The organism is Actinacidiphila acididurans (genome assembly GCF_016918855.1).
Classification (GTDB): domain Bacteria; phylum Actinomycetota; class Actinomycetes; order Streptomycetales; family Streptomycetaceae; genus Actinacidiphila; species Actinacidiphila acididurans.
The window spans coordinates 56,194-68,870 of record NZ_JADKYB010000024.1 but is presented as its reverse complement, the minus strand read 5'-3'; the positions used below and the strand labels follow the sequence as shown (position 1 = coordinate 68,870).

The 12,677-nt window shown below is 71.1% G+C and carries 12 protein-coding genes; 5 read left to right on the top strand and 7 right to left on the bottom strand.

Features of this window, described 5'->3' with window-relative positions; genetic code table 11:
- Positions 1-93 precede the first annotated feature (93 nt).
- Positions 94-2,349, top strand: coding sequence for a glycoside hydrolase family 3 N-terminal domain-containing protein (locus tag ITX44_RS33150; RefSeq protein ID WP_205362199.1), 2,256 nt, complete (start codon positions 94-96; stop codon positions 2,347-2,349).
- A gap of 84 nt (positions 2,350-2,433) precedes the next feature.
- Here the strand turns inward: ITX44_RS33150 and ITX44_RS33145 are convergent, their stop codons facing one another.
- Positions 2,434-2,691, bottom strand: coding sequence for a hypothetical protein (locus ITX44_RS33145; RefSeq protein ID WP_205362194.1), 258 nt, complete (start codon positions 2,689-2,691; stop codon positions 2,434-2,436).
- A gap of 327 nt (positions 2,692-3,018) precedes the next feature.
- Positions 3,019-3,990, bottom strand: coding sequence for a nuclease-related domain-containing protein (locus ITX44_RS33140; protein ID WP_205362192.1), 972 nt, complete (start codon positions 3,988-3,990; stop codon positions 3,019-3,021).
- Between the two features lie 119 nt (positions 3,991-4,109).
- Between ITX44_RS33140 and ITX44_RS33135 the strand changes: the two genes are divergently transcribed.
- Positions 4,110-4,754 (top strand): hypothetical protein, encoded by a 645-nt coding sequence (locus ITX44_RS33135; RefSeq protein ID WP_205362190.1) that lies wholly within the window; start codon positions 4,110-4,112, stop codon positions 4,752-4,754.
- Here ITX44_RS33135 and ITX44_RS33130 read toward each other — a convergent pair.
- Positions 4,747-5,340, bottom strand: a complete 594-nt coding sequence (locus tag ITX44_RS33130; RefSeq protein WP_205362188.1) for an XRE family transcriptional regulator — start codon at positions 5,338-5,340, stop codon at positions 4,747-4,749. The genes ITX44_RS33135 and ITX44_RS33130 overlap by 8 nt on opposite strands.
- A 290-nt stretch (positions 5,341-5,630) precedes the next feature.
- On the opposite strand from ITX44_RS33130, the gene ITX44_RS33125 reads away from it, so the two are divergent.
- Complete coding sequence (locus tag ITX44_RS33125; RefSeq protein ID WP_205362186.1) at positions 5,631-7,244, top strand: MFS transporter; 1,614 nt, start codon at positions 5,631-5,633, stop codon at positions 7,242-7,244.
- A gap of 29 nt (positions 7,245-7,273) precedes the next feature.
- On the opposite strand, the gene ITX44_RS33120 is transcribed toward ITX44_RS33125, so the two are convergent.
- The 3 genes from ITX44_RS33120 to ITX44_RS33110 form a co-directional block, all read right to left on the bottom strand.
- Positions 7,274-7,807, bottom strand: coding sequence for a hypothetical protein (locus tag ITX44_RS33120; RefSeq protein WP_205362184.1), 534 nt, complete (start codon positions 7,805-7,807; stop codon positions 7,274-7,276).
- Between the two features lie 52 nt (positions 7,808-7,859).
- Positions 7,860-9,317, bottom strand: coding sequence for an MFS transporter (locus ITX44_RS33115; RefSeq protein ID WP_205362182.1), 1,458 nt, complete (start codon positions 9,315-9,317; stop codon positions 7,860-7,862).
- A gap of 156 nt (positions 9,318-9,473) precedes the next feature.
- A complete protein-coding gene (locus ITX44_RS33110) occupies positions 9,474-10,100 on the bottom strand; it encodes a cysteine hydrolase family protein (RefSeq protein ID WP_205362180.1) in 627 nt (208 codons plus the stop codon).
- A gap of 119 nt (positions 10,101-10,219) precedes the next feature.
- Between ITX44_RS33110 and ITX44_RS33105 the strand changes: the two genes are divergently transcribed.
- Positions 10,220-10,696, top strand: a complete 477-nt coding sequence (locus ITX44_RS33105) for a MarR family winged helix-turn-helix transcriptional regulator (RefSeq protein ID WP_205362178.1) — start codon at positions 10,220-10,222, stop codon at positions 10,694-10,696.
- A gap of 28 nt (positions 10,697-10,724) precedes the next feature.
- On the opposite strand, the gene ITX44_RS33100 is transcribed toward ITX44_RS33105, so the two are convergent.
- Positions 10,725-11,699: an alpha/beta hydrolase gene (locus ITX44_RS33100; protein ID WP_205362168.1), complete on the bottom strand. Its 975-nt coding sequence runs from the start codon at positions 11,697-11,699 to the stop codon at positions 10,725-10,727.
- Between the two features lie 114 nt (positions 11,700-11,813).
- Between ITX44_RS33100 and ITX44_RS33095 the strand changes: the two genes are divergently transcribed.
- Positions 11,814-12,668, top strand: coding sequence for a helix-turn-helix domain-containing protein (locus ITX44_RS33095; RefSeq protein ID WP_205362166.1), 855 nt, complete (start codon positions 11,814-11,816; stop codon positions 12,666-12,668).
- Positions 12,669-12,677: the final 9 nt, after the last annotated feature.

The following is a 12,677-nucleotide window of genomic DNA, read 5'->3' as shown; positions in this document are numbered from 1 at the left end:
GGGGACGCCGCCGCTTACCGCACCTCTTGACAGTGCCTCGGTCCCACTGGCGTGATGGGAGCGCTCCCATACATCCCCCCACACGGAGTACCCATGCGCAGACGTACCTATCGCCGGGCCGGCGGCGCCGTCGCCGCCGTGCTCGCGACGCTCTCCTTGTGCACCGCCGCCGTGCACGCCACGGCCTCCTCGCCGTCCGCCCGTTCGGCGGCGGTGTCCGGCGCGGCGGCCGGACTGCCGTACCAGGACCCGTCGTTGCCGGTGGCGCAGCGGGTCGAGGACCTGCTGTCGCGGATGTCGCTGGACGAGAAGGTCGGGCAGATGACGCAGGTCGACCGGACCGCGCTGGCCGCGGCCCCCGCGGACCTGGCGACGTACCGGCTCGGCTCGGTGCTCTCCGGCGGCGGCTCGGCGCCGAGCCCGAACAACGCGACGTCCTGGGCCGACATGTACGACACCTTCCAGCGGACCGCGCTGACCACGCCGCTGGGCATCCCCATGATCTACGGCATCGACGCGGTGCACGGCGACAACAACGTGTACGGCGCGACGATCTTCCCGCACGACATCGGCCTGGGCGCCACCCGCGACCCCGCCCTGGTGCAGCAGATCGGGCGGGCCACCGCGGAGGAGGTGTCCGGCACCGGCATCGACTGGGACTTCGCGCCGTGCGTCTGCGTGGCACGCAACGACCGGTGGGGCCGTACGTACGAGTCCTTCGGCGAGACGCCGGACCTGCCGTCGGCGATGACCACCGAGATCACCGGCCTGCAGGGCACGACGCTTGGCGGCCCGGCCTCGGTGCTGGCCACCGCCAAGCACTTCATCGGTGACGGCGGCACGGACGGCGGGGTCAACGAGGGCAACGCCACTTTGTCGGAGGCGGACCTGCGGGCCATCCACCTGCCGCCGTTCAAGGCCGCGGTGGACCGCGGGGTCGGCGCGGTCATGGTCTCGTACAGCAGCTGGAACGGGGTGAAGGACCACGCCAACTCCTACCTGATCACCACGCTGCTCAAGGGCGAACTCGGCTTCTCCGGTTTCGTGGTGTCCGACTGGGCCGGCATCGACCAGATCGACGGGAAGAACGGCTTCACCGCCGCCGAGGTCGCCACGGCCGTCAACGCCGGCATCGACATGGTGATGGTGCCCACCGACTACAAGTCGTTCGTCGCGGACCTCAAGAGCGACGTGTCCAGCGGCGCCGTCCCGATGTCGCGGATCGACGACGCCAACCGGCGCATCCTGACCAAGAAGTTCCAACTCGGCCTGTTCGAGCACCCGTTGACCGACCGGTCCTACACCTCCACGGTCGGCTCCGCCCAGCACCGGGCGCTCGCCCGGCAGGCGGTGCGCGAGTCGCAGGTGCTGCTGAAGAACGACGGGAACGTCCTGCCGCTGGCGAAGTCCGCGAAGGTCTTCGTGGCCGGCAAGTCCGCGGACGACATCGGCAACCAGAGCGGCGGCTGGACCATCAGCTGGCAGGGCGCCAGCGGCAACACCACGCCCGGCACCACCGTCCTGCAGGGCATCAAGGCGGCGGTCACCAACCCGTCGCAGGTGACGTACGACCGCTACGGCAACGGGATCGACGGCTCCTACGCCGCCGCTGTCGCCGTGGTCGGCGAGACCCCCTACGCGGAAGGCCAGGGCGACCGGACCGGCGCGATGGGCCTGGACCAGGAGGACTTGTCGACGCTGGCCAAGCTCAAGGCCAGCGGCGTCCCCGTGGTCACCGTGCTGGTCTCGGGCCGCCCGCTGGACATCGCGGCCCAACTCCCCGACTGGAAGGCGCTGGTGGCCGCCTGGCTGCCCGGCACCGAGGGCAACGGCGTGGCCGACGTCCTCTTCGGCGACTACGCGCCCACCGGCAAGCTCCCGGTCACCTGGATGCAGAGTGCTGCGCAGGAGCCGATCAACGACGGCGACGGCAAGACGCCGCTGTTCCCGTACGGGTACGGGCTCACGTACGACAGCGGCCAGCCCCCGACGACCCCGCCGACAACTCCCCCGACCACACCGCCCACCACTCCCCCCACGACCCCGCCGCCGGGTCCGGGCTGCGCGGTGCAGTGGAAGGTGACGAACTCCTGGTCGGGCGGCTTCCAGGCCGACGTGACCGTGAGCAACACCGGCACGGCACCGTTCAGCGGCTGGAAGGTGACCTGGCCGTCCCCGAACGCGACGATCACCAGCCTCTGGAACGGCACGTACGCCCAGAGCGGGGGCAACGTCTCCGTGATCAACGCCCCGTACAACGGCGCGATAGCGGGCGGCGGTTCGGTCTCCTTCGGCTTCACCGCGAACGGCACACCGGGCACACCTTCGCCGATCTGCACGGCGTCGTAGCAGTGCGTTCGTGACATCTCGCCGGCCCTGCCTCCCTTCGGCTCAGGGGGAGGCAGGGCCCTGCACTTGGCGAGGTGGCGGGCTTCAGGCGACGGTGCGGAACACTTCAGGGACGACCACCGTCGGGTGCTCGGGAATGATGGCTCCCTCGGCCTCGTCCCGTGCCGTGTACACGGCGGACCGCACGTCCCCGGGCTGCAGGACGCCGGTCTCGACCCGCACCAACGCGTTGTACCCCAGCGGCCCGGTCAGCCGGACATACGTCAGGTACTTTGCGGGCTTGGATCCGGTGTTGGTCACCTCGACGGCGACCCGGAAGGCGTCGCCACTGCTCTTGAGCACCGGGGTCCTGACGGTGACACCGCCTTTGGCCGCAGCGATGTCCGCGGTGTCCCTGCTCGGCGTGGTCCGAGGAGAACGGGACGGTGACGTCACGGCCCGGGACGTGGCCGGCGCCGGGGAGTTGCTTGCTCTTGTCGTTGGGGCGGCCGGATGCGGGCCACTGTTGCCGCACGCGGTGACGGCGAAGAGTGCGCGACGTCGAGCGGGGACATACGGCCCGAGAGCGCCATGAACCGGTACGGAGGCAGGTCGGCCACCGGCCAGAAGGGGAAGCCGGTCGCGTCCGGGGTTTCCAGGACGGCATCCACGATCAACACCGGGTCATTCTCACCTACCGTTCCGTCGGCGGTTACGCGTCGACATCCACACGTCGTTGCGCCTGGCCACCTCGTAGACGTGCGAAATCCGGTGTTCCGGGACGGCCGCGGGGAGGGACATCAGCTGCCCGACGAGGTGATGCCGGTCGACCACGATCACGGGCGGAGCATCGTCCGTGAAGTCGATATTGGCCGCTCCGACGACCGCGATCACCGGCTGCACGGGGACATCCCAGCCGCACCAATGACGCAGGACCTTCGCGACCCGTTCCGCCTCGTCGAGTGCGAACCGCAGGTGATCGGTACTCCGGTTGTTCACGCGGATCATGTTCTTGCCCACCCACACACGCGCTCCGGCGTGGTGCTTGGCGTTGATCGTGAACACCCCGGCCGCCCCGATGGCCAGGTGATCGATGTCGGCTCCGCTGGGCCATTGAATGGCGTGGAGCACGCGCCACCCGGAAGACGGCAACTGCTTCAGAGCCGCCCCTACTGTCCGCTCCCCCTCCAAGCCGGTTTGCCAGTCGTCGGCGCCCAGTGACAATCGCAGTCCCTTGGCCACCAACCGGACCAGCGGACTGCGCCGGCCTTCGATCTCCCGGACCTTGGCCGCCACCGCGGCTCCGGGACGGTTCAGGGCGAGATCGTTCTCCCGCGTCAGCGGGGGCAGCGGAGGGATCGCAGGAGCGGGCGGCCAGTGCGCGGGTGGAGCCGGGGGCGCGGTGGGAGGTGCAACGGGCGGGGCGGGATTCCGGCCTTCCTGGCGTTGCCACTGCCCGATCAGCTCACGCGCGGCCGCCTCGTACTCCGGCATCTTGATCTCGACCTTGCCCGTCCTGCAGTCCAGCCAGGCAACCGCCGGACCACCGCGCCCGCCCAGGTTGACGTACAGACGGTCCTGGCCCGGCCGCTGCCAGCGATTCACGTGCAAGTCCGCCATGCCGCCCCCCTTGATCACCCACCCCTGCACCCAGATCAGCACAGAGCGCACTTTCGCGGGAGAGCACGAATCAGCCACCCGGCGACGGCTGTGCCCTTGGGAACGAGATAGCGTTGTTCCCTTCGGCCGGGTTGCCTGCTGGAGTATCGACGGGATGCTCTGTGAGCCTTGAGGACGCCGACCCCCTCGCTGCTGCGATGGCCAGGGTCTCCGAGACCTTCGGCGGCATGACGGCCCGAGCGAGCGAGACCGGATGCGGTCGGTGCTTCAGTGAGGACGAACTCGAGCTGCTACGGAGTCCCGACATCCCCCTTCCAGCGGATCTCGTCCGCCGGGTGGCGCAGAAGGAACCCGGCCATTGGGATGACCAACCGGCGGTCATCCGTCGGGTGTTGCCGCAACTCGTGGTGATGCTCGCGCAGGGGGCGGACGAGCCGGATCTCCTGGTACGGGGGCTGGCAGCGGCGGGCTGGCCGAAGTGGCCCGGCGAGCAGGCCGGGTCGGTCGCCGGTCTCCTGGACGCGTGGTGGACCCACACCCTTCGCAACGCGACGCCCCCGACCTCGGCGCCCGATGTCTTCGCGAGCTGTGTGACGGCGAGTTCCACCGTCACCCCGTGGCTCGCCCGCTGGGCGGCGGAAACGACCCCGATTGCCAGGCAGCACCTGAATGAGTGCGTCAACTGGTGGCGACAGGACCTGGAGTCCGACACCTCGCCGTTCACATGGTGGTGGGGCAGCGCGGCGGAGGAGCAGGCTGCCTGGGAGGAGCTGAAGGCGTGGCCGGCCGGGCGGGACGTCACGTAGGGGAAGCATCCGGTTCGTAGGGGTTGCTGTCGCGCTGGTGGCCGCGGCGGGCGTCGCGGTCGAAGATGCCGAGGATCTCGCAGGGGCCGCCCTCGGCGCCGATGGCGTGCGGGAGCATCGTGGGGAATTCGGCGGCCTGGTTGGTTTCGACGCGGAAGCGGCGGTGGCCCAGCAGGAGGACCGCGGTGCCGGAGAGGACCACGAGCCATTCGCGGCCCGGGTGGGCCCGCATGCGGGAGGGGTTGTCCGGGGGCGGCTCGGTCATGCGCTGACGTACGACGCTCATGCCGGGGTCGCCCTTGACGGGCCAGCGCATCAGGCCGTGGGCGCTGTCGATCATGGGGCTGATGACGACGTCGTCGGAGGCGGTCTCCACCAGTTGGTCCAGGGACGTGTCCAGGGCGCGGGCGAGGGTGACCAGTTGGTCCAGCGCGAGGCGGCGCCGGCCGTTCTCGATGCGGGACAGGGTGGACTGACTGACCTTGGCGCGGGCGGCCAGTTCCTCCAGGGACCAGCCCTGCGCCACCCGCAACGCGCGGATGCGTTTGCGTACGAGGCTGTCCAGCTCGCCATTGTCTTGCGTCATACGCAAAATTGTATGCCCATCTCGCAAGGTGCGCTTAGCGTCGTGGGCAGGGCCCGGAACCGCCGAGGCCCGAACAAGGCGGGAAGGGGGGCAGGGCAATGGCTGCCACCGGTGCCGCGTACGCACGCGACGCCCTGACGGTGCGCTGATGCCCACCCGGCCCCGCCGCTCCGTAGTCGGCACCGGCACCAACGCCACCTGACGCGCAAGCACGCCCTCCCACCCGATCGAATCCGGCGGCCGGACATCGGTCCGGCGCCGCCCCCGCCTGCCCTTTGTGGAAGGAACCCATGAGCACGAACCAGCCCGCACCAACATCAGCCGACGGCGCTGCCCAGGCCGTCAGCGCGCCGGACGCCCGGCAGCTCCGCACCGTCCTGATCGCGGTCTGCGTCGCCTTGATGGCGGTCATCGCCTCGGTGTCCGGGCTGAACGTCGCCCAGCCCGACCTGGCCGTCGAATTCGGGGCTTCGCAGGCCACGATCCTGTGGATCATCAACATCTACACGCTCACCCTGGCCGCGCTGCTGCTGCCGCTCGGCGCCATCGGTGACCGGCTGGGCCGCAAGCCCATGCTGATCACCGGCCTGGTCGTCTTCGGCATTGCCAGTGCGACAGCCGGGCTCGCCCCGTCGGCGGGCGTCGTGCTCGGCGCGCGGCTGCTCAGCGGGATCGGCGCGGCGATGATCATGCCCATCACCCTCGCCGTGATCACCTCCACCTTCCCCGAGGAAGAGCGCGGCAAGGCGATCGGCGTGTGGACCGCCGTCGCGGGAGGCGGCGGCATCCTGGGCATGTTCCTGTCCGCGGCGCTCGTGGACGTGGCGAGTTGGCGCTACCTGTTCGTCCTGCCCGTCGCGCTGGTCGTCGTCGCACTCGCGATGGCCGTGCGCTCGGTGCCCAACTCCCGTGAGCGCTCCGGCCGTTCTTTCGACACCGTCGGCGCGCTGAGCTCAGCCGCCGCCGTCGTCGGCATCGTCCTCGCGCTCCAGGAAGGCCCCGAACACGGCTGGAGCGACCCCGTCACGCTGATCGGCCTCGGCGCCGGGCTCGTCTGCGCTGTCTTCTTCGTGGCCTGGGAGCTGCGCCGACGCGACGCCTCCCTGCTGGACGTACGCCTGTTCCGCGAGCGCGGCCTGGCCGGCGGCTCGGTCACGCTGCTGACCGTCTTCGGCGTCCAGGCAGGGATCTTCGTCGTCCTCTTTCCGTTCTTCCAGGCCGTCCTGGGCTGGTCCGGCCTGCTGTCCACGCTCGCGCTGATGCCCATGGCGGTCCTGATGATGGCGGCATCCGGCCTGGCCCCGAGGCTGGCCGCGCGCATCGGCTCGCGCTCCACCATGGCCGCGGGACTCGCACTGGCCGGCGCCGGCCTGGCGCTGATGGCCCTCATCGTCTCCGTCGACGGCGGTTACCTGTCGATCCTGCCCGGCATGCTCGCCATGGGCGTCGGCATGGGCCTGTCCATGACCCCGTCCACCGAGGCCATCACCAGTTCCCTGCCGCCCGACAGGCAAGGCGTCGCCTCCGCTCTCAACGACGTCACCCGCGAGTTCGGCACCGCCCTCGGTGTCGCCCTGCTCGGCGCCCTGCTGTCCGCCGGCTACCGCGGCGCCATCGACGGCAAGCTCGACGGCATCCCCCAGGGCACCGCGGCCACCGCGCGGGAAGGCGTCGCCAACGCCGTCGAAGCGGCCGGCGGCGCAGGCCCCCACGCGCAGCAACTCCTACGCGCCGCGCACCAGTCCTTCGTCGACGGCTGGCAACAGGCCATGTGGGCCGGCGTGATCGTCATGGCCGTCCTGCTCCTCTACATCCTCACCCGCGGCCCGCAGAACCCCAGCCCCGCGGCCGGGGCCGAAGCGGAAACCGCCGAGGCATTGCCGTCCCCCGTCCCGCACGACTGACCACGCCGCCGTATCGAGCACCCCTGAGTTCACGGCAGGTGCCGGCGTACGGACACCCAGGCGGCAAGCCGATCCTTGACCGGTCCGGGCGGAAGGCTCGGCATCAGCAGGTCGATGTGAGCGGTGAGGTTCTTGTGGCGGCGCAGTTCGCCGATTTGCTCGATCGGGAGGTCGCGCCAGCCTGTCGCGGCCGACTCCGCCCGGCCGGGTTCGAGCGAGAGCGCGGCGAGGGTGTCGGTCGCCAGCGCCTCGGGGTTCCAGTCGGGATCGGAAGCCAGGTCGGTGTCGCTGGCGAGGCATGCGATGACCCACGTACGAAGCGCGAATTCCTGGCTGCGCGTACGGGCCTGCTCCCACGCACCGTCGCCGTGATACCGCCTGTTCGCCGCCAGGGACAGTTTCGCCCAGCGAAGCCGGACGTCGCGCGGCTGGTCGGACCGATGGATGTAGGACTGCGCAACCGTGCGGATCCGCTCCAGCTCATGCCCCCACTGAAGCCCGGCCACGCGGGTCTCGAGGCTCTCGATGCTCCAGGCACCGAAGTCGGGATTCAGCCGGTCCACGTATCGCCTCCGCTCGACGACCGCCTGTCGCGGCCTCAGGAAAACCGCGACGCTATCGGCGCCGAGTCCCCCGCGCCACCCGCTCAGTGGCGGGCCGCTCAATCAGCGGCGCGGAAGGGGGCGCCCCGCGGCGAGAGCCGTGCAGGGCGCGGTCGAACGCCGTGACCAGGACCGTGAGGGCGCCGACGGCGATGAGGATCAGGGCGATGGTGTGGAGGCCGCTGTCGTCGACGTGGGTGCGGAAGACTATGCCGGTCAGGGTCGACGAGGCGATGGAACCGACGTAGGTGAAGGTGCGCAGCAGGCCGGAGGCGGTGCCGACCTGGTCGGGGGCGGCCTGGAGGTAGAGGGCGGTCTGGCCGGCGGAGATGCCGGCGCCGAGGGTCACGCCGAAGAGGAGGGTGATCAGCAGGATCAGGAGGCGCGGGCTGGTGGCGGTCAGCAGCAGGATGCCGGCCGCGCCGAGGGCGAGGGCGAATCCGGCGGCGAGGAGGGGTGAGCGCACGCTGCCGCGGCGGGAGACCCAGGTGGAGAGCACGGCCGCCGCCACGCCCATGGGGACGATGAGGAGTCCGGACTGACCGGCGGAGAGGCCGTGGGCCGCTTCCAGCCACTGGGGCAGTCCGTACAGGACGGCGTAGACGCCGAGCATGGTCAGGCCGCTGCGCAGGTAGGTCCGGGTGAGCGCGCCGTTCGACCCGAGTCGGCGTACGTCCAGGAAGGGGGCGGCGGTCCGCATCTCCCACCGGACCAGGGCCGCGGCGAGGACGGCGGCCGCGGCGAGCGCGGGCAGGTCCGGGTGGGGCAGGGACACGAGGAAGAACAGCAGGCAGGTCATGGCCGCGGCGAAGCCGGCGATGCCCGGGAGGTCGATACGGGCGAGCACGTCGCGCGCCCTGCGGGCGCCCGCGGCGGGCGGGGTGTCGCGGGGCAGCCACAGCGCTGTCATGACCAGGGTCAGGACCGCGAAAGGTATGTTGATCAGGAAGGTCGATCGCCATCCCAGCGCGCCGACCAGGAGGCCGCCGAGGGGCGGACCGACGGCGATGAGCGCCAGCCCGACGATGGCGAGTCCCGCGAGTACGCCGCCGGGTGGCTCGTACAGCCCGGCCGCGGTCGCGCGCCGACGTACCAGGAGCATCGCGCACGGGTAACCGGCCGATGTGCCGATGCCGATCACCGCTCTGGCGACGATCAGTGAGGTGAGGTCGTGGCTGAGGCCGCCGATGAGTCCGCCGGCGAGGACCAGCACGGTCCCGCCGAGGAAGACCCGCCGGGGGCCGAGCTCCTCCGCCAGCTTCCCCGCGGTCGGCTGGGCGACGGCGCAGGCCAGGTAGAGGGCTGACACCAGCACCGTCGTCCGGCCCACGGAGACGCCGAGGGAGTGGGCGATGGACACGAGCGCCGTGGCGATGAGCGTGCTGTTGACGGGGTTGAGGGCCGACCCCAGCAGGAGGGGGGTGACGAAGCGCCATGAGAAGGGTCGCTGCTGGTGTGCGGTGATGGGCATGAGGCGACTTCCGGTGCGGTCGAGAGTGGTGCGTCCGGTCCCGGGCGGAAGCCCGGGACCGGACCCGCCATCTACTATAGCGCTGGATTTTCCAGCGCTGAAATAAATGGACAGGGGTCGCCCATCACGACCTCCCCGGCCCACCCCCGAGGTCGATTACGAGGCGCGCGCCGCCTCGGCGAAGGACTCGGCGGTGATCACATCGGCGTAACGCGCGATCACCGTGCCCATGAGGGTCTCGTGCAGCGCCGGATCGGGATCGGCGCAGGCGTCCGCGAGGACGGCCAGCCGGTAGTCCCGGTCCGCGGTGTCCGTGACGGTGGACAGGATCACCCCACTGGTGGTGACGCCGGCCAGGACGAGGGTGTCCAGTCCGCGGTCGCGCAGGAAACGGTCCAGGTCGGTGGTGATCAGGGCGCCCACGCGGGTCTTGGTGACGACGTGCTCGCGCGGCTCCGGCTGGAGGTCGGGGTGGATGCGGGTCTCCTCGGAGTCGTCGGCCGCGATGCCGTGCCGTGCCACGTCCGCGAAGATCTTGTGGTGGGCGGGCACCGAGGCATGGTCGTCCTCGGTGAACCCGATCCGTACGTGCACGACCTGCATGCCGGCGTCCAGCGCCGCCTGCCGGGCGCGTCGGGCCCGGGCCAGCACCGCCTCGGAGGTCTCGACCATGCCCAGGGTGAAATGCTGCAGGTCCATCAGCAGCAGGGCGGTCCGGTCCTTGGCGAAGGCGATGGGTGCGTGGGGAGCAATAGGTGCGTGGGGAGCAATGGGTGCGGACAAGGGGAACCTCCAAAGAGGAATAGGGAGGGAGGGTCCGGGTGATCGCCCGGCTCGGTCAGCCCCAGGAACTTCATCGCTGAAGTGTTCTGGGTTGAGTTCTACAGCGCTAGAATACATTCATGACCGATGACGGCTGGCTGAACCCTGACGAGCTGCGCGTCTACCGTGCCTTCAACCGTTCGTGGCAGGCTCTGAACGCGCGCCTCGACGACGATCTCGAGACCGACCTGGGGCTCCCCCGCGCCTACTTCGATGTCCTGTGGCGCCTGCGCCGGGCGCCCGGCCGCGCCATGCGGATGTCCGAGCTGGCGGCCGAGACGGAGTCCAAGCCCAGCCGGATCACCCACGCGACCTCCCGGCTGGAGGCCATGGGCCTGGTACGGCGCGTGGCCGCCGAGGGCGACCGCCGCGGATACCTGGCCGTCCTCACCGACCAGGGGCTCACCGTCGCCGAGCAGGCCGCCCCCCGGTTCGCCCGCGCCGTACGGGAGCACTTCCTCGACCTGCTCACGCCCGCGATGCGCGAGCACATGACGGAAATCGGCGCCGCCGTGCTCCGCGAGAACGCCCCCGACCGCACCCTCGAAGGCCCCTGACCCGGACCCGGTCCGGGGTCAGGGCGGCTCAGGCCGCTACCGGCCCGTCCGCGGAAAGCTTGTCCGCGAAGAACGCCGTCAGCCGTTCGACCGCCGGACCGACGTACTCCGGCTTGTCGTAGAGGTCGACATGGCTGGCGCCCTCGATCCAGTACAGCTCCTTGGGGCCGTGGGCACGGGCGAACGCCTCGGTCGACATGTACGAGGTGACCGCGCGGGTGCCGACGACCATGAGCAGCGGCCGCGGGGCGAGGAGGTCGATGAAGCGGAAGGGGTCGAAGGAGACGATGCGGTCGACGCTGCTCCAGGTGAATTCCTTGGCCGAGCGGGGGTGCCGGGCGCGATCGGTGCAGTAGTACTCGAACCCCTCGAACCCGTGCTGGCCGCCGGCGGCGCGGGCCTCCTCGGCGGTCGGCGGGAAGATCGGGAAGGTGCCGGTCCCCTCGCCCCGGGCCTCCGCGGTCCGGGCGGCCGCGGCGGCGGTGAGCAGCTGCCGTACGACCGCCGGGTCCTGCCCACCGTCGGCGCCGTCGCGGAACTGTCGGCCGATGTCGGCCCCGCTCACCGTCGCCAGCGCACGTACGCGCTGGTCGGTGGCGGCCGCCTGGGTGGCGTAGCCGCCGGACGCGCAGATGCCGAGCATCCCGATCCGCTCCGGGTCGGCCTCCGGGCGGGTGCTGAGGAAGGAGACGGCCGCCTTGAGGTCCTCGACCCGCTGGGCCGGGTCCTCCAGGCCGCGGGGAAGGCCCTCGCTCTCGCCCTGGTGAGCGGCGTCGAAGGTGAGTACGACGAACCCGCGGGCGGCCAGGTGTCCCGCGTACAGGTCGGCGGCCTGTTCCTTGACGCCGCTGGCGGGGTGGCCGACGACGACGGCCGGCAGCGGATCGGCCGGGGCGGTGTGGGGGACGTGGAGGTGGCCGGCGAGGGCGAGGCCGGCGCTCCGGAAGGTGACATCGGTCGTGGTGGCACTGGTCTTGGCATTGGTCTTGGCATTGGTCTTCATGTCTCCACCTTCGGCATCGCGGGGTGCCGGGAGAAGGCCGAGTCCCTGCCTGGGAAGGATCCTGCCCCCGCACGGCGGTCGGACCGTGACCGCGGCCGCGCCCACAATGGAGGAGTGAGTACGGAACGGGAGCTGGGCGACTTTCTCAGGGCGCGGCGCGGGCAGTTGACGCCGGGCGAGGTGGGGCTGCCCGATCCGGGTACGCAGCGCAGGGTGCCGGGGCTGCGGCGCGAGGAGGTGGCGCAGTTGGCGTCGATCAGCGTCGACTACCTCACTCGGCTCGAGCAGGGCCGGGTGCCGGCGTCCGGCTCGGTGCTGGTCACCCTGGCGCGAGCGCTGCGGCTCGACGACGACCAGCGGCGCTACCTCTACCAGCTCGCCGGCCGGCCGATGGTCCGGCGGCGGCGGGGTGTGCAGCGGGTGCGCCCCGCGATGCGCCGGCTGCTCGACCAGCTCACCCGTACACCGGCGCTGGTGACCGGCAAGCGGCTCGACATCCTGGCGTGGAACGACGCCGCCGCCGCGCTCTTCACCGACTTCTCGGCGTACGCCCCGCCGCGCCGCAACTACGTCTACCTCCTGTTCAGCGACCCGGCCGTGCGGGCCCTGCACCGCGACTGGGAGGAGGCCGCCTCGACCGCGACGGCCTACTTGCGCATGCACGCCGCCGCCGAGCCCGACGACCCCGCGCTGGCCGTGCTGGTCGGGGAGCTCTCGGTCCAGCACGAGGAGTTCCGCGCCTGGTGGGCGGCCCACAAGGTCACCGGCGGCGTCTACGGCACGAAGAAGTACCACCACCCCGCCGTGGGCGACCTCACCTTGGACTGCGACCTGTGGGAGAGCCCCGACGGCAGCGGCCAGCACCTCATGGTCCTCACCGCCGAACCCGGCACGCCGTCCTGGGACGCCCTCCAGGCGCTCGGATCACCGGCGGCCAGGACCGAACGGACCGAACGGCAACCTGCCTGAGGTGTACGG